At 46.5% G+C, this 17,158-nt stretch carries 11 protein-coding genes and 3 pseudogenes; 2 read left to right on the top strand and 12 right to left on the bottom strand.

All coding sequences use genetic code 11. The annotated features are described in order from the left end of the window. Positions 1 to 627 (top strand): annotated as a pseudogene (gene glnA / locus Q0R17_RS09790) (glutamine synthetase); the annotation flags it as partial. A 266-nt stretch (positions 628 to 893) separates the two neighbouring features. Here the strand turns inward: glnA and Q0R17_RS09785 are convergent. From Q0R17_RS09785 to Q0R17_RS09775, 3 genes are all read right to left on the bottom strand, one after another. Beyond that, complete coding sequence (locus tag Q0R17_RS09785) at positions 894 to 1,385, bottom strand: flavin reductase (protein ID WP_293934546.1); 492 nt, start codon at positions 1,383 to 1,385, stop codon at positions 894 to 896. A 180-nt stretch (positions 1,386 to 1,565) separates the two neighbouring features. Further along, positions 1,566 to 2,594, bottom strand: coding sequence for a methionine synthase (locus Q0R17_RS09780; RefSeq protein WP_293934544.1), 1,029 nt, complete (start codon positions 2,592 to 2,594; stop codon positions 1,566 to 1,568). Positions 2,595 to 2,616: 22 nt separating this feature from the next. Further along, positions 2,617 to 3,600: a DUF1852 domain-containing protein gene (locus Q0R17_RS09775; protein WP_293934542.1), complete on the bottom strand. Its 984-nt coding sequence runs from the start codon at positions 3,598 to 3,600 to the stop codon at positions 2,617 to 2,619. A gap of 721 nt (positions 3,601 to 4,321) precedes the next feature. On the opposite strand from Q0R17_RS09775, the gene Q0R17_RS09770 reads away from it, so the two are divergent. Further along, complete coding sequence (locus Q0R17_RS09770) at positions 4,322 to 4,735, top strand: GFA family protein (protein ID WP_293934540.1); 414 nt, start codon at positions 4,322 to 4,324, stop codon at positions 4,733 to 4,735. 67 nt (positions 4,736 to 4,802) lie between these two features. Here Q0R17_RS09770 and Q0R17_RS09765 read toward each other — a convergent pair. The 9 genes and pseudogenes from Q0R17_RS09765 to Q0R17_RS09725 all read right to left on the bottom strand — a co-directional run. Then, positions 4,803 to 5,096, bottom strand: a pseudogene (locus Q0R17_RS09765) (transposase domain-containing protein); the annotation flags it as partial. A 102-nt stretch (positions 5,097 to 5,198) separates the two neighbouring features. Continuing rightward, positions 5,199 to 5,712 (bottom strand): annotated as a pseudogene (locus Q0R17_RS09760) (transposase). A 124-nt stretch (positions 5,713 to 5,836) separates the two neighbouring features. Next, a complete protein-coding gene (locus Q0R17_RS09755; RefSeq protein ID WP_293934539.1) occupies positions 5,837 to 9,742 on the bottom strand; it encodes an FAD/FMN-binding oxidoreductase in 3,906 nt (1,301 codons plus the stop codon). A gap of 285 nt (positions 9,743 to 10,027) precedes the next feature. After that, positions 10,028 to 11,602 carry a diguanylate cyclase gene (locus Q0R17_RS09750; RefSeq protein ID WP_293934538.1) on the bottom strand — a complete coding sequence of 525 codons (1,575 nt, stop codon included), beginning with the start codon at positions 11,600 to 11,602 and terminating at the stop codon, positions 10,028 to 10,030. A gap of 118 nt (positions 11,603 to 11,720) precedes the next feature. Beyond that, the gene (locus tag Q0R17_RS09745; protein WP_293934535.1) at positions 11,721 to 12,737 is read right to left on the bottom strand and encodes a lipopolysaccharide assembly protein LapB; all 1,017 of its coding nucleotides are present in this window, start codon (positions 12,735 to 12,737) and stop codon (positions 11,721 to 11,723) included. A gap of 61 nt (positions 12,738 to 12,798) precedes the next feature. Next, the gene (locus Q0R17_RS09740; protein ID WP_293934532.1) at positions 12,799 to 13,830 is read right to left on the bottom strand and encodes a lipopolysaccharide assembly protein LapB; all 1,032 of its coding nucleotides are present in this window, start codon (positions 13,828 to 13,830) and stop codon (positions 12,799 to 12,801) included. A 298-nt stretch (positions 13,831 to 14,128) separates the two neighbouring features. Beyond that, positions 14,129 to 14,830 (bottom strand): monofunctional biosynthetic peptidoglycan transglycosylase, encoded by a 702-nt coding sequence (gene mtgA / locus Q0R17_RS09735; RefSeq protein WP_293934529.1) that lies wholly within the window; start codon positions 14,828 to 14,830, stop codon positions 14,129 to 14,131. After that, positions 14,830 to 15,636: a shikimate dehydrogenase gene (gene aroE, locus Q0R17_RS09730; RefSeq protein ID WP_293934526.1), complete on the bottom strand. Its 807-nt coding sequence runs from the start codon at positions 15,634 to 15,636 to the stop codon at positions 14,830 to 14,832. The genes mtgA and aroE overlap by 1 nt, the downstream gene beginning before the upstream one ends. Positions 15,637 to 15,766: 130 nt before the next feature. Continuing rightward, positions 15,767 to 16,720: an MBL fold metallo-hydrolase gene (locus Q0R17_RS09725; RefSeq protein ID WP_293934524.1), complete on the bottom strand. Its 954-nt coding sequence runs from the start codon at positions 16,718 to 16,720 to the stop codon at positions 15,767 to 15,769. Positions 16,721 to 17,158 lie beyond the last annotated feature (438 nt).

The raw sequence follows: 17,158 nt of genomic DNA, 5'->3' as shown, positions 1-17,158 counted from the left end.
GTTGGCGATAACGGCAGCGGTATGCACGTTCACCAGTCGGTTTGGAAAGACGGCAAAAACTTGTTTGCAGGTAATGCCTACGCAGGTTTGAGCGAATTCGCCCTGTTCTACATCGGCGGTATCATCAAGCACGCTAAAGCTTTGAACGCGATTACTAATCCGGGCACCAACAGCTACAAGCGCTTGGTTCCGCATTATGAAGCGCCGGTTAAATTGGCGTATTCAGCACGTAACCGCTCTGCTTCGATCCGTATTCCACACGTATCGTCAGATAAAGGCCGTCGTATTGAAGCGCGTTTCCCAGATCCATTGGCTAACCCATACCTGTGCTTCTCTGCGCTGTTGATGGCTGGCTTGGATGGCGTGCAAAACAAGATTCACCCAGGCGATCCTGCAGACAAAAACCTGTACGACTTGCCACCAGAAGAAGACAAGTTGATCCCAACAGTTTGCTCATCTTTGGATGAAGCACTGGATGCGCTAGATAAAGACCGTGAGTTCCTAACTCGTGGCGGCGTATTTAGCAATGACTGGATCGACAGCTATATCGAATTGAAGATGCAAGAAGTAAACCGCATCCGCATGAGCACTCACCCAGTTGAGTTTGATATGTACTACAGCTTGTAATATCTAATGCCTGTTTTGTGCAGGCTTAGATAAGAAAAACCCGCAGAAAGCTTTGCTTTTGCGGGTTTTTTTATGGGTCTTATATAGGTCTTTAGGTAATCCCCACACAAAATCAGCTCATTTTTAAGTAGAATTTTATCGCAGTCTTTAAGTAGCTTTTACATGAAAGCCGTAGGCAATTGATGATGCCAGATTATGGCGATTTTAAAACAGGCCGAAGCTGGCTCGACCATTCCTGATCATTACCTGTTAAGTAAAAATTGGGTTTAAGCGATTTCGGCCTGACCCACATGATGATAAGCACGATTAAAATAAACCAATCCCTGATCATGTTGACTTTGTTGAATAGCGACAATCTGGCAAATAAAAATAGTATGTGTACCGACTTCTTGAGTTTGCTCAATCTGACAATCAAAACTCACCAAAGCATCATCTAAAACAGGCGCTCCCGTTTTTAATTCAGTCCAATTTCCATATTCAAAGCGCTCTGCTGAACTCAATTTGGATGAAAATACGCTGGAAATATGCTGATGATGTGCACCTAAAACATTCACGGTTAAAATTTTATTTTCTATAAAATGAGTATGTGACCTTGCCGCTCTATTCATACAGACCAATAATGTTGGTGGTGTATCCGTGACACTACAAACCGCAGATGCAGTGAATCCATGACGACCAGACGCCCCTGTCGTGGTAACGACATTAACCGCACCGCTTAACAACGACATTGCACTTCTGAAGTCCGTTGCTTCAACCATTATATTGTTCCTAAATTGAATCGTACTTCTTTAGATTTAGCGGTAGCACATGCTATTGAGGCGCGTAGGCAGATCATCTGAATAAGTTTTGATAAGAATTGATATTTATTTTTGCTTGAAATGAGGGTTACCGGCTTGATGAGAAATATCCAAGCGTAAAAGCTAACCCTGCATCATGCTTTAGGCCGAGAGCTCTTTGCGGACGATTTGCGCGCCAGCAGTTAAAGCATTGAGCTTGCCTCTTGCGACTTCACGCGGTAAAGGCGCCATACCGCAGTTGGTGCAAGGATAGAGCTTATCCGCATCAACAAACTGAAGTGCTTTTCTTAGAGTGTCGGCGACTTCTTCGGGCGTTTCAATGGTATGGCTTGCCACATCAATCGCACCGACCATCACTTTTTTCCCTCGAATGAGTTCAATGAGATCCATTGGAACATGCGAGTTTTGACATTCTAGTGAGATGATATCAATATTAGATTTTTGCAGTTTTGGGAAAGCGGCTTCATATTGGCGCCACTCTGAACCCAAAGTCTTTTTCCAATCGGTATTGGCTTGAATGCCGTAGCCATAGCAAATATGTACAGCAGTTTCACATTGAAGCCCTTCAATTGCTCTTTCTAAAGTAGCAATACCCCAATCATTTACCTCATCAAAAAATACATTAAATGCAGGTTCATCAAATTGAATAATATCCACCCCAGCGGCCTCTAATTCACGGGCTTCTTGATTAAGAATTTTAGCGAATTCCCAAGCCAATTTTTCACGGCTTTTATAGTGGCGATCATAAAGCGTATCGATCATCGTCATCGGGCCAGGCAAAGCCCATTTAATCGGCTGATTGGTTTGCTGACGAAGAAACTTGGCATCTTCAACAAAAACTGGTTTTAGTCGCGCCACAGCACCAACCACGGTGGGTACGCTTGCATCATAGCGATTACGAATTCTAACGGTCTCACGCTTCTCAAAATCAACACCACTGAGATGCTCAATAAATGTAGTGACAAAATGTTGGCGCGTTTGCTCACCATCACTAACAATATCAATACCAGCGTGTAATTGTTCTTGCAGTGACAAACGTAAAGCATCTTGTTTGCCGTCAATTAATTCCTGATCTTGCAATTTCCAAGGTGACCAAAGTTTCTCTGGCTCGGCCAGCCAAGAGGGTTTCGGTAAACTGCCAGCAGTTGAAGTCGGTAATAGTATTTTCATGGCAAATAATCCAGTATTTTAATTAAAGAACGCAATCAGCAGCCCATTCTTCAAGAATATTTTTATATGGCTTGATGAACTGCTCTTCAACAAACTTTCCTTGCTCAATCGCTAGTCGGCTACGTTCTTCTCGATCATAAACAATTCGAGTTAATGAATAATCCTGATGCTTCAAACTAGGTTGATAAAATTTTCCTGCTGTAGAATTTGCATTATAAATTTCAGGTCGATAAATCTTTTGGAATGCCCCCATCGTACTGATGGTGCCAATAAGCTCCAGATCCGTGTAATCAGCTAGCAAATCACCCGAAAAATAAAATGCTAAAGGTGCCACAGTATTTGCAGGCATAAAATACCGAACCTGCAAGCCCATTTTCTTGAAATACTCATCCGTCAGGGAATATTCATCTTGCAGGTATTCAACACCTAATACAGGGTGCTGATTTTCAGTCCTTTGATAGGTTCTGCTGCTTGAAACACTTAAACAGATAACCGGTTGTTTGTTGAAATTTTCTTTGTAAGTACTAGAGCTAACGAAACTTTTAAATAGTTTTCCGTGTAGCACGCCATAGTTTTCTGGGGTGCTGAACTTGGCTTGATTCTTATTATGTTCCAATAGTAATACGCTAAAATCATAATCTCGAACATAAGAGGAAAAATTATTCCCTACAATGCCCGCAATACGTTCTTTAGTCTTTAGATCAACAATATTCGTTTTCAATATTTCAATTAAAGGTAAACCCTTGCTGCTGATTTCAGAATCGATGTTTAATTCAACAGAAATGATTTCAAGCTCAACAGAATAACGATCGGCTCCAGGGTTATCCCAATCTGCCAACTCGTTAAAACGATTGTTAATCATCATTAAGGTATTGCGCAGATTCTCCTGGCGACTCTCGCCTCTAGCCAAGTTCGCAAAATTAGTTGTGATACGCGTATTGTCTGAGGGCTGATAGTTCTCATCGAAACTAATACTCTTAATTGTAAATGTAAACTCTTTACTCATTATGATCTGGTATCCTAATTTCTGAGATAAAACCTGAATTTATTTCATGCTCTTTTTGGACTTTCCAATTTTTTTCGGATCATCCCAGACGATCGTATTCCCAGTTTTTTCTGATTTTTGCCTAATGATACAAATCAGAATCAACTACAATATCGTCTATTGTTAAGAGTGCAGTCTAATTTATACCTGAATGAGCACATGAACGAAAATGATCATTTCTCAGCAATAGCATGAGAAAAATTCATGTCAAAAGGTTCTGCGGTATGAATGTAAGAATGAAAGCTAGAAAAGTTGGCTAAAAATCCCGCATAGCTGATATGAACTTGTGGGAGCGGGCTTATTCCCCAAGGGAAGTTGTTTCGGAGCGAGCCTTCGGCTAACCCGTCATACCTATCGAGGTATTTGATTGTATTAATGGGGGCCTCGAAAAACCTATATTTCTAAATAAGACAAGGCGCGTATTAAAAAAATCGACGCTGCATATGCTTGATATGTAAGGAGATTTTTTTAATGCGCAACGCAGTATTATGAGATCAGATGGGTTTTTCGAGGTTCCCTAATTTATATACAAGGCTTGGCGGGCAATACCTCGATATAATTTCTTGGATGGTAATCCCCCTACCTATTGCCACTGATTAATTAAAAATCAATATGGTGACCCCCTAGGAATTATTTCATTGACCAAAATATTAAATTACTCAACCATCAAGAAGCACTCAATATGAAATCAAAATATGCGGGCGCTTGCCTTTGTGGCGAAGTACGGTATGAAAGCGATTCAGAGCCTGCTTTCTCAGGCAATTGCCACTGTAAGGACTGTCAGAGAAGTTCGGGGGGCTCGTTCACGCCTGCAATGTTTTTTTCTGAGGCCAGTGTTTCCATCAGTGGCGCACCAAAGTACTTTCGGTCAACAGGCGATTCCGGTTGTTTTATTGAGCGAGGCTTCTGCCCAAGCTGCGGATCACAGCTCTTTACCAAGCTGGAGATGATGCCTGGTGTGCTCGGTATTAAGGCTGGCACGCTCGATGATGCGTCGATGTTTAATCCCCGACTGGATTTCTACGTGTCCAGTGCTCAGCATTGGGATCATATGGATCCGAGATTGCCAAAGCGTGAGAAGTCCCCACAGGGCTAACCATCCATCAAGCGGGGTGGCACTTATTTTAGCCCGCAAGGCCTCAGCCGCCCCGCAGCTTTAAACTTTATTTTTCTGCTAGCATGCGCAGCGGTAGCAGGTCGTCGATTCGGCTGCTCGGCCAAGTGGGGAGTTTGTATAAGGTATCGGCCAGCCACGCCTGCGGGTCTAGGCCGTTCAATTTGGCGGTGCCCAGCAGTGTGTGAATCGCGGCGGCGCGTTGACCGGCACGCTCGCTGCTGGTAAAGAGTCAGTTCTTTTTGCCAAGCGCAATTGGTCGAATGCAGTTCTCAACTGGATTGTTGTCAATCGGCGCGATGCCGCTTGTCACGTAGCACGTGAGCGATGACCAGCGGCGCAGGCCACAACGTAGGGTGGGCACCTGTGCCCACGCGTTCAAATTGGCGGATCCATACACACACGGCGTGGGCACAAAAGCGTGCCCCCCTACTCGCTCTCGAAGCTAAATATTCCAATCTGGCAAATAAACACTACTTTCTACATAGCGATGGAAGGTCGAAAACGGCCATTCTGAGGCCGTAGCTACTAAGCCCATGCTTGACCGGATTGAAATGAATGTAATCGAAATGCTGAGCAAAATCTTCTTCATCACGAATTTGGTGCTCCCAAAAACGACGTTGCCAGATGCTTGATTCGCGGTGTTTTTTCTTAGAATCATTGATTAAATCTGCCCGATGATATTGATCACGGCATGCCACAGATACATCGCGTTTAATCATCATCCAGCGGGTAGAAAAATCACTGTCGCCCTTAGGTAATGTCCAAATACAATGTAAATGATCTGGCAATAAAACCCATGCATCAATGATAAATGGGCGAAAAACCCACACATCTTCAATCGCAGCGTGCAATGCATTGCGAATAAAATCATCGCATAAAATAGCGCGGCGCTGATAGGTAACTACCGTAAAAAAGTAGCTGCCTCCCATTGCTGATGCACGCCGATAACGAGACATAACTCCTCCGTGGCATATCCGCTAAAGCGCGTGGGCACAGGTGCCCACCCCACAAGACTCCAACCTTGCATTTCAACGCCAGTAGGGTGGGCACCTGTACCCACCATTTCAATCGGCATAAACATTACAACAACACCCGTTCAATCCCGCCATTTCTGGCTTTTGCCACGTATTCTGGCATCCAGTTTTCACCGAGTATCGTTTTAGCAATTTCTACCACGATGTAATCGGCGGTGGTGCCTGCGTCGTCGTTGTAGCGGCTTAAGCCTTGCAGGCAGGATGGGCAGGAGGTGAGGATTTTTACGGGCGCAGGTTTGCCGGCTTTATCCACCAGCACGCCAGATTCGGCGCGTAATTTGTCTGCACCTTTTTTCATTTCCTCTTCTTTTCTGAAGCGCACTTGGGTGGCGATTTGCGGTTTAGATACGCCAAAAGTGCCTGATTCGCCGCAGCAGCGATCATTCAGCTCCACTTTTTCGCCCATCAGCTGGTTCGCCACATCGATACCTTTGTACGTCTTCATCGGGGTGTGGCATGGCTCGTGGTACATATAACGCTCACCGCTTACGCCTTGTAATTTCACGCCTTTTTCCAGCAGATATTCGTGAATATCCAAGAGACGGCAGCCGGGGAAGATCAGCTCAAACTGATACCTTTGCAGCTGATCCATACAGGTGCCGCAAGACACAATCACCGTTTTGATATCAAGATAATTCAGCGTGGTGGCAAGGCGGTGGAATAACACGCGGTTATCCATGGTGATCTTGTCGCCCTTGTCTTTCTCTCCCCCCGATGTTTGCGGGTAGCCACAGCACAGATAGCCTGGCGGTAGCACGGTGGTGGTGCCTACATGCCAAAGCATGGCTTGGGTGGCGAGGCCCACTTGGCTAAATAAGCGCTCTGAGCCGCAGCCTGGGAAGTAAAACACCGATTCCTGTTCTTCATTCATCCTTTGCGGATCACGAATCACCGGCACCGTTGTTGCATCTTCCACATCCAAGAGGGCGCGGGCGGTTTTTTTAGGCAGGCCACCTGGCATAGGCTTATTAATAAAATGAATCACCTGCGTTTTAATCGAAGCCTTGCCCAGCGTGGCAGGCGGCGCTTTCAAGGCAGGCTTGAGCAGGCCCATCCGTTTGGCAATAACGTGCGCCAGCCGCTGGCCTTTATAGCCCCACTCAATGGTTACCTTGCGGATCAGCTTGATGGTGGCGGGGTCTTTGATGGTTAAGAAACCCATACCCAGTGCGGTAATCGGGTTAAATTTCTTTTTGCCTTCTTTGCGCAAGAAATTACGCATAGCCACCGAAACATCGCCAAAGTCGATATTAACCGGGCAAGGATTTAAGCAGCGATGGCAGACCGTGCAATGATCGGCCACGTCTCCTAGCTCATCAAAATGCTTGAGCGACACGCCACGGCGCGTTTGCTCTTCGTATAAAAACGCTTCAGTGAGTAAGCCCGTTGCCAGAATCTTATTGCGTGGGCTGTAGAGCAAATTAGCCCGTGGCACGTGTGTACTGCACACTGGCTTACATTTACCGCAACGCAGACAGTCTTTTACACTATTGCTGATCTCGCCGATGTCGGAGGCTTCTAAGATCAGTGATTCAGCGCCCAACAGGCTAAATGATGGCGTATAGGCGTTGGATAAATCCGCCCCCAGCATCAGCTTGCCCTTATTAAAGTGGCCGTTCGGGTCTACCCGCTTTTTATAGGCCTCAAAGGGCAGCAGCTCTTCGCGACTTAAAAATTCGTACTTGGTAATGCCGATGCCGTGCTCGCCCGAGATCACCCCATTCAGGTTTCTGGCCACGCCCATAATCCGCGCCACGGCTTTATGCGCGCGTTGCAGCATTTCATAGTCGTCAGAATTCACGGGGATATTGGTGTGCACATTGCCGTCGCCAGCGTGCATATGCAGCGCAACCCAAGTGCGGCCTTTCAGCACTTTTTGCTGAATGGCAAACACCAGCTCCATAATCGATTTATCCGTGCGGCCAGAGAACAGCGTTTCCAGCTCGCCCAGCAACTCGCGCTTCCAGCTCACCCGCAGCACAAAATCACGCAGCGCAAGGAACACGCTTTGTGGGATATCATCACCAATCAGTTCTTTTTCTAAAGGCATAGTCGGGAATGTGGCGCGGTATAGCTCGAAGGAATCATCTAGGTGATCAAAAATCCACTGCCAGTGCAAGCGTGATTTCTCAATCAGCGCCAGTGCGCTTTCACGCCGATCACCAATAAACTCTTCAGCACTCACCGGTGCATCCCCCCCATCCACCGGCAGGCGGCCGTGGGCAAAGAAGTCTTGCAGCTTATCCAGCAGATCCAGCTTACTGTTTAAAGACAGCTCAATATTAATCCGCTCAATCGCGTCGGAATACTCGCCCAGCCGTGGCAATGGGATCACCACGTCTTCATTCACTTTAAAGGCATTGGTATGGCGCGCAATCGCCGCCGTGCGGGCGCGATCCAGCCAGAATTTCTTTCTTGCCTCGGGCGTTACCGCCACAAAGCCTTCACCACCGCGCACATTCGCCAACTTCACCACATGGCTGGCAGCCTCACCCACGGCGTTTTCATCGTCTGAGACTAAATCGGCTACCAGTACCATTTTAGGCCGACCATGGCCCTTGGCCTTGGTGGCATAGCCCACGGCACGCACATAGCGCCAGTCTAAATGCTCCAGCCCTGCCAGCTGCACGCTTGGATGCGCGTCTAGATAATCTTTGATTTCTACAATCGATGGCACAGCGCGGCTGACTTCACCAAAAAACTCCAGGCAAACGGTGCGCACATGCGCTGGCATACGGTGCAGCACAAAACGAGCGCTGGTAATCAGCCCATCGGTGCCTTCTTTCTGAATACCGGGCAGGCCAGAGAGGAATTTATCCGTTACATCCTTGCCTAGCCCCTCTTTACGGAACTTATTGCCAGGGATTACTAAGTTTTCATCGCTGATCAGCGTTTTGCCATCTGGCTTAAACTTGCGGATGCGAAAAGTGGCTTGCTTGGCATCATGGATCTTGCCCATATTGTGATCCATGCGCTCGATAAACATCCAGTTGCCGTCTGGATCAACCATCTTCCAGCTCACCAGATTATCCAGCGCCGTGCCCCACAGCACGGCTTTTTTACCCCCGGCATTCATCGCCACATTGCCGCCAATACAGGATGCATCGGCCGAGGTTGGATCAACTGCAAATGCTAGCCCAGCCGCCTCAGCGGTTTCCATGACGCGGCGTGTCACCACCCCTGCGCCGCACTGAATAGTGGCCACTTTGCCAGAAACACCCGGCAATTCACGGTATTCAACCCCATTATGCTGGTCGAGTTTTTCTGTGTTAATCACAGCAGAAAGCGCCGTCAGCGGCACAGCACCACCGGTGTAACCCGTGCCACCGCCACGTGGGATAATCGTCAGGCCAAGCTCAATACAGGCCGCCACCAAGGGAGCCATTTCTTCTTCGGTATCGGGGGCCAGCACCACAAAAGGGTATTCCACGCGCCAGTCAGTGGCATCGGTTACATGGCTAACCCGCGCCAAGCCATCAAAGCAGATATTGTCATTACGGGTAATGCGGCCCATTTTTTTAAGCACTTTACGGCGCAGCAGGGCCACATCAATAAACTCGCGCTCAAAGCACTCTACCGCCTCGCGAGTACGGTCTATCAACAAGCCAACCTGTGCGTTTTCCTGACGGCGTTTTTCGATCTCATGCACACGGTGGTGCATGGCCTCGGCCAACATATTTAAGCGCTTGGGGTTATCGAGTAAATCGTCTTGCAAATAAGGGTTACGCTTTACAACCCAAATATCCCCCAATACTTCAAACAGCATCCGCGCGGAGCGGCCGGTTTTACGCTGTTGACGCAAATCATCGAGCACCTGCCAGGCATCATCCCCCAGCAAGCGAATCACAATCTCACGATCGGAAAACGAGGTGTAGTTGTAAGGAATTTCGCGCAGACGATCATGCGCAGCATGCTGCTGAGGAGGGATGGGAGTATTAATAGGCTCGGCCATGGCGGGACTCTTAGGGCTTGCGGGATCATGGGAGGATTGATTTTATCGGAAAACCCCCATTGTTATAGCCCCATTTTTTTTGGGGACATACGCTAGCCCCCCTTAAACACCCGTTTTTAATGGCTTAGCCGCGATATACACCAATGTAAAAAAATAGCCGTAATGCAACAAAACGAACTATTTCTAGCGCCATTGCCTATATAAGATCTAGATTTAAGAATATTAAGGAAAAATACAACGTAGATAAACGGCTCAAAGCTAGCCCCAAAATAGCCAGAGCAGAGCTTAAACCACCACCCGATTGCGCCCCTGTTGCTTGGCTTGGTAAAGGCATTGATCAGAGCGATTAAGCAAAGCTTCTAATGAAGCATCATCCACAATACTGGCAATGCCCACGCTAATGGTGATATTTAGCTCTGGATGTATCCTCGACCAAATCCAAGCATCCACCAAGCTACGCAGCCGCTCCCCCACTTCGATGGCAGCCACGCCTTCATGGTTAGGTAAGAGCACCACAAACTCTTCGCCCCCATAGCGCCCTACCAAGTCATCTTGCCGACAGCCAGATTTAAGTAAAGCCGCAATCTGCCGCAATACTTTATCCCCCACTGGATGCCCGCAACGATCATTTACCCGCTTAAAGTGATCTACATCAATCATTAAAACAGACAATGACTTCTGGCTTTGTGACTGGCGCAAAAACAGCTCACAACCCTGCTCTTCTAAACCACGGCGGTTTAAAATGCCCGTTAAGCCATCGTAACTGGCCAGCCGCTCTACCCGCTGGATTTCCCGATGCTGACTTGCCCGCTGGCGGCGTAAATCGTCGTTTTCTAAGCGCGCGTTTTCCATTTCTAATTGCATTTTCATTGCATGCAATTTATGAGGGGAAAGCTGATTTTTAAACGTTTGTAGCCCCAAGCTAAAGCGTTTTAAATGCATAAATGCCACTTTGTAATCGCCACGCCGCTCCGCTAATTCCGCCAACAATTGCTCAAATTGCAATACCAAATTGACGGCATTTCTTTGCGTAGCGTTAGATAAACCAAAGGATAAATATTTCAAAGCTAATTTATCATCCCCCTTCTCTAAGCTCATCCGCCCTAAAGCTAATAAATTAACTGCAATACCCCATTGATGATTTAACTTTTGATTAAGCTTAAGTGCCATTTGCAAATTACTATATGCTGAATTTTTTTTCCCCAATGCCCATTCAACCTGACCAATCAAACATAAAGACTCTGAAACATACTCAAGATGATCCACTGTTTTAGCATGCCGCAAGCCATTTTTTAAAGATAATAAAGCTTTATCATATTGCATAAGCGGCAAATACACACCGCCTAGATTAATCAATAAAGAGGCCGTTAATTTATCATTATTAATTTTCGGTAAATAGTCAGCCGCTTGCTGATAGTGCTCTAATGCGCTTGGAAAATCATCATGGGAAAAGTAAATTTGACCTATGCCAATATGAGCTTGAATATATGCTTCATTATTAGCGATATTTAAGGAGACATCCAAGCAATAAGACCAATACTGTAAGGATAAATCATATTGGCATTGTGCATAATAAGCACCGGCAATTTCTTGCAAGCAATCCACTACATGCTCACGGAAAGAATGCTCTTCACCCAGCAATAAGCTATGCCGCATTAAAGCCATGCTTTCATCAAACGAGGGGCTTTGTGCCAAGGCTAAAGCGTGATTAAGCAATCCTTGGGCATAGCCCAAATTATATTTGGCCTGAGTGGCAAGCTGGCACGCAGTTTCTGCCAACTGAAGCGCATCCTGTTTGCTCACCAAGCTCATCTGGCGGGCGCGGATATTTATTTCGTCAATGGCATTATGAATAGGCATGCTAGCGCTTTTACTCTTAACATTAATCTACCATCAAATTAGGACATACTAATCCATTAGATCAAGGTAAATCGTATTAAATAAAACCACGGCTATCTTTCTTATTGAATACTCATGCTTAGCCAGGCACTAATAATGCAAGCTCCATAGAGCGCAGCTGTGCAGATGCGGATTGCTCTAAAAGTACCACGCGTAATTTTTTATGTGCCAATTCATGCTGCTCTTGTAAATCTGGAAAATTCATTTTTTGATAAACGAGCGAAAATATTTCGTGGATATCAGCTAATAATTTTTGTGATTCCATGACATCCGCTACCGTAAATGCGCGGTGTAATTCATCCAGCGCGGCTTCATATTCACCCCCTGCTAAAGAGCAGCGCCCTAAAGCCAGTAAATTAGCCGCTTCATTCCAAGTATTAATATGTAGGCGATTAATTTTTAAAGCTACCAGAAAATTCATTCTAGCGCGCTCTATATCGCCACGCTCTAATCGAATTAAGCCAAACACACTATAAACTTCGGCCTCTAGCTCATAATTACCCTCGGCGCGTACCAAAGGCAGCGCTTGTCTTGCAATTGACATTGCATCATCTAGGCGATTTAAACGGTAAAGATCAACTGCGATATTAATGAGACAGATACTTTGATAATTAGCATCATGCTCTTTTTTGGCTAAATCCTGCGCCATTTTATGATGAATAAGCGCGACTTCAAATTGCTCATGAGCATAATAAAGCTGCCCCAAGCCAATATGGGCGCATAAACGCTGGGTGGTTTCTATGGCTTGCGTAGAGAGCTCTAAGCAGCGGCACCAATATTTCGCAGCGCTTTCATACTCACCCAACGTGTAAGTATGCCTTCCCATTAATTGTAAGGCTTCCCCGCGCCAAACGCCCAGCTCATCGGTTTCTGCAATATCTAAAACCTTATCTAAGATCTTGATTGCTTCACGATGTCGGCCAAAAAGCTGCAATACGCTGGAATAAACGGTTAGGGCTGCGGCCTCACTTAGACGACAACCAAGCTCTACCGCCAAGTCACACGCTTGCGTCGCAAACCCCAGAGAATCAACGCTGCGGGAAGAAATTAATTGCTTAGCTCGCTGAAGGAGCTGATCAACAGGGGACGCAAGCATTATGACACCAAATTGACATTTAGTTTACAATGCCCATCTTAACACTTGTAGGTATGACAATCTATGCACAGTGCAGCATTTCCAAACAATCCTTTTTAAATGTCAGTAATTTATTTATTTTTTGTAAGCATTCTGTTTGACTAGAGATGTCACCTCGCACGCAGGCAGCTTGATAGCAACCATAGGCATTCTCTGCGTTTTCCTTATCTCCCGCACGCTGGTAAGCCATCGAAAGCAAATGATAAGCCTTTAATATATGCTTACTAGCCCCCATCTCATTGGCGTTTTTCAGCGCTTGTTTAAAATAATAAATTGCGTCATCCAAACGGCTTGTGGCTAAAAAAATACGCCCATGCAATAGCTGCTGCTGTATTTCTCCCCATGCCCAAACCTTACAGCAGCGCTTAGCCTGTGCCAGCTTATGCCTTGCTGCATCCAAGTTATTTGTTTCTAAGGCAATCTGCGCCATATATAGATAAATCTCAGCAACAAATTCTTGATGATTAGCACCTTGGGCAAAAGGATAGGCCATCACTAAAGCATGCTGGCTTTCATGCCATTGCTTTAATTTAAAATAACTCGCCGCCAAATTTATCCAAGCCCGAGCATGGCTGATTGCGGGCATTTGATTATTTAATAAGGAAATTGCCATTTTATGCTGGGCTAAAGCTTGATCAATCTGACCATAGGCAAAATAAATCATGCCAATTCCAATATGCCCATTGAGTTTTGTTGCGGCAGAAAACTCAGTACTATTAATGCAATCCGCCCAATACTCCGCCGCCTCTTCATATTGGCCCATGCTGTAATAGCTTAGGGCCAGCTCTTGTAGTAAGCCCTCTTGCACGGATCGTTGATTCTCCACCTCGGCCTGCGTGAGCGCTTTAAGCAAGCAAGCAAGAGATTCTTCTAATCGGCCAAACGCAACGAGAGAGCGTGAGTATGCAAGCGTGACTCGCACAAGAAGTGGGGTGTCACAGCCTGCCAACAAGGCATAAGCCTCTTCTGCGTATTGCAGGCTTAGGCTGGGATCAAGATAAACAAGGCGATCACATTCAGCAATTAAGCTATTAATTTCAGCATGTTGTGCCATAGAGATAGGTCATTAGGGAGGATTGATGCAGAGTATTCTGTTTAACTCACTTACTCAAGCCATTTGACCTTAAACTGACTACTAATAACATATAAACGTCAGCTAAACACACTGCAAAATAATAACATCTAAAATAAATGTAAGTAAAACAACGGATATTTTTTATTTAAGCCAGCCTCAAAACCCACAGCTCAAAGTAAATTATCAAATATAAATTTTATAAAACAATGAGATAAGCTAGTAATCATTAGCCGCTAACGCTTCTTGATTTTCAGCTGCAAGCTAAGGGTAATAAAGCCTAGGGAACATCTGCATAGGGCATGCGGCGTAAAACGATGCTACTTTTACGTAGAAGCTTACGATCATTACGATTTTTATCGAAATAACGCGGATTGGTTACCATCGAGGCCAATTTAGCACTCTGACTTGCACCTAAATGGGCGGCACTGGTTTTATAGTAATAACGCGCCGCTGCCTCCGCGCCAAAAACGCCATTGCCCCACTCAATCACATTTAAATAGATTTCAAAAATACGCCGCTTATCTAAAATGGCCTCTAGCATCACGGTGATAATGGCTTCCTCTACTTTGCGTAGCGGATTGCGGGCACTCGATAAAAATAGGTTTTTTGCCAGCTGCTGGCTAATGGTCGAGCCTCCCGCCACAATACGGCCTTTCTTTAGGTTTTTCTCCCAGGCCACCTGAATTCCTTCCCAATCAAAACCTTCATGATCTAAAAACTTGGCGTCTTCACTCGCTACTAAGGCACGTTTAAGATTTGGGGAGATCTGCGCATAGGGCACCCATGTATGCCGCAACTCTGCATCTGGGTTATTTTGCTGCAATTGCCCCAACTGCTCGCTCATAAAAGAAGTAGCCGATGGATTAACCCATTTCCACATCAACACATGACCAACAATCCACAGATTCCAGAGCAAAAATAGCGCCAGCACGCCCAATATCACACGGCCTAGCCAGCCAGCGACTGATCGCTTTGCCATTACAAAGCCGCCCGCATTGCCGCCAATACGGGCACGATATCCGCACGTAAACCGGTCCATACATAAAATGCCTCAGCCGCCTGCCCCAGTAGCATGCCTAAACCATCGATACATTGTGAGGCTCCAGCTAAGCGGGCCTGCTCCATAAACGGCGTTTCACCTTTGCCATACATCATGTCGTAAGCCACACAATCCTTAGCAAAGATGCTGCCAGCTAAGGGCAGCGCCTCACCAGATAAGCTTGCCGAAGTGGCATTGATAATCACATCAAATTCGCCCTCTAAAGTGTCAAAAGCCTGCGCGATTATTTTTATATTGCCGCTAAACTTTTCAGCAAGGCTCATCGCCCGCGCCACAGAGCGATTGGCAATGGTTAAGCTTTGCGGCATTTGCTCCAATAAAGGCAGCAGCACACCACACGCCGCCCCCCCAGCCCCCAATAGCAAAACGCGTTTGCCTGCTAAGCCGGTATGCCGCAATAGATCTGCCACCAAGCCCGCGCCATCGGTATTGTCGCCAAGCAGCACGCCATCCACACACTTGATGGTATTCACCGCGCCTGCAGCAGCGGCACGCTCGGTGAGCTTTGTACACAGCCGAAAGGCTTCTTCCTTAAACGGTACGGTGATATTCGCCCCAGCACCACCTGCCTCTGCAAACTGCGCCACCAGCCCAGCAAAGCCATCTAAAGGAGCCAAACAGCGCTCATAGCTAAAATCGAGCAAATTAAATTGAGCAGCAAAAGCCTGATGAATTTGTGGGGATTTGCTATGCGCAATAGGGTGACCAATGACCAGATATTTCATTTACAGATAAGTCCGAAAAAGAGAGCTTAGATACAAAAATCACCATGTGTTGCGGCCAACTGACTGGGCAAAAACCCGCTGCTTTTATGCTAAGGCAAAAAGATGGCGGGCTTATTCTTACTCACATCGCTTACTTACCGTACATGGGCGAGTAATTCACTGGCAGCCAGCTATAGCCCTTGCCTACCTTACGTAAATACCCAAGCCCTGGGAAGGATAAATGAGCGGAGCCAATCAAATAGCCTTGTTTTGCTGCATCGGCGTAGGCTTGCTGGCGCTGCTTAGCGGCGGACTTGCTATCCGTATCATACCGAATCGTCACCTCAGGCATCGCAAATTGCACCGCGGCAACGTGCATTAAATCGCCCCAAAGCGCCAGCTTTTGCCCACGGCTTTCTACCATATAAATGCTATGCCCTGGAGTATGCCCATAGGTGGAGACCGACTTAACACCAGGGATTAAATCCGTATTGCCATCAAATGTCTTTAGCTTACCCGCCTTAACCCAAGGGCCAATTGACACCACCGCACCTTTAAAAAAACCTTTCATCGCTTCAGGGGCCGCGTCCATATTGGCTTGGCTTAGCCAAAAATCAATATCACGCTGATCCACACGCAATACAGCATTAGGAAAAGCCAGCTGCTCGCCCACCATCAACCCACCCATATGATCGCCGTGCAAATGGGTGATATAAATTTCATCGATCTGCTCTGGCTGATAACCTGCGGCTTTTAAGTTTTCCATAAAATGCCCTAAGGTCGGGCCAAATAAACCTGCCGCCCCCGTATCCACCAGCACCAGTTTTTCGCCAGTATTAATTAAATAGGCATTCACCGATGTTTCTAGCGGGCTGCTTAAATAAGACTTTGCCAGCTCCTTATCGATCTTGCCCTTGCTGATTTTGGTGAGCAAGGTGTTTACCGGCAAAGCCACCGTGCCATCTGAAAGCGCAGTAATTTCAAACTCCCCCAACATCACCCGATAAAACCCTGGTGCCGAAGTTTTAACCATGGGTGCAGCGGCTTCTGCCTGCAAAGTGCCCAAAACACAGATACCGAGCAGCAATTTTTGCAACTGATTCATTGTATTCTCCCTTAAGCTAAAGCCACCGCCCATGCAAGTGGCGCCGCTCTATACTACAGGCTGTCTGATAAATTACGCCAGATAGCGCAATAGGCTGAGTGCAAAAGCGACATGCTTGCCTTTAAGCAAAGAAAAATACATCACGTCTTCAGCCTTATTTACTTCGAAGCCCCCTAGCCCGCGCATTCTGCCAGCCTTTTGGTAACAACCCGCGTGGGCAAGATAAAGCGCCTTGCCCACCCTACAAAACCATCAGCTCATCGCCACGAGCTATAACTGGGCACGCTTTTGTGCCCACGCAAAGCTAAACATTTACCTGATTATGTCTCTTGCTCAATGGACTCTGCGCAGATGGGTTTCTTGAGTATTGGACTTGGTTTTTAAATGTGTAGGGCGGGTGAAACTCGAGAGCCATACTGAAGAAATACGCGGGTTTCA

Origin of the sequence: Iodobacter sp. (genome assembly GCF_025352645.1) — a bacterium.
Classification (GTDB): Bacteria; Pseudomonadota; Gammaproteobacteria; order Burkholderiales; family Chitinibacteraceae; genus Iodobacter.
Note: the sequence above shows the minus strand (reverse complement) of the source record. Positions and strands in the feature narration are given on the sequence as shown.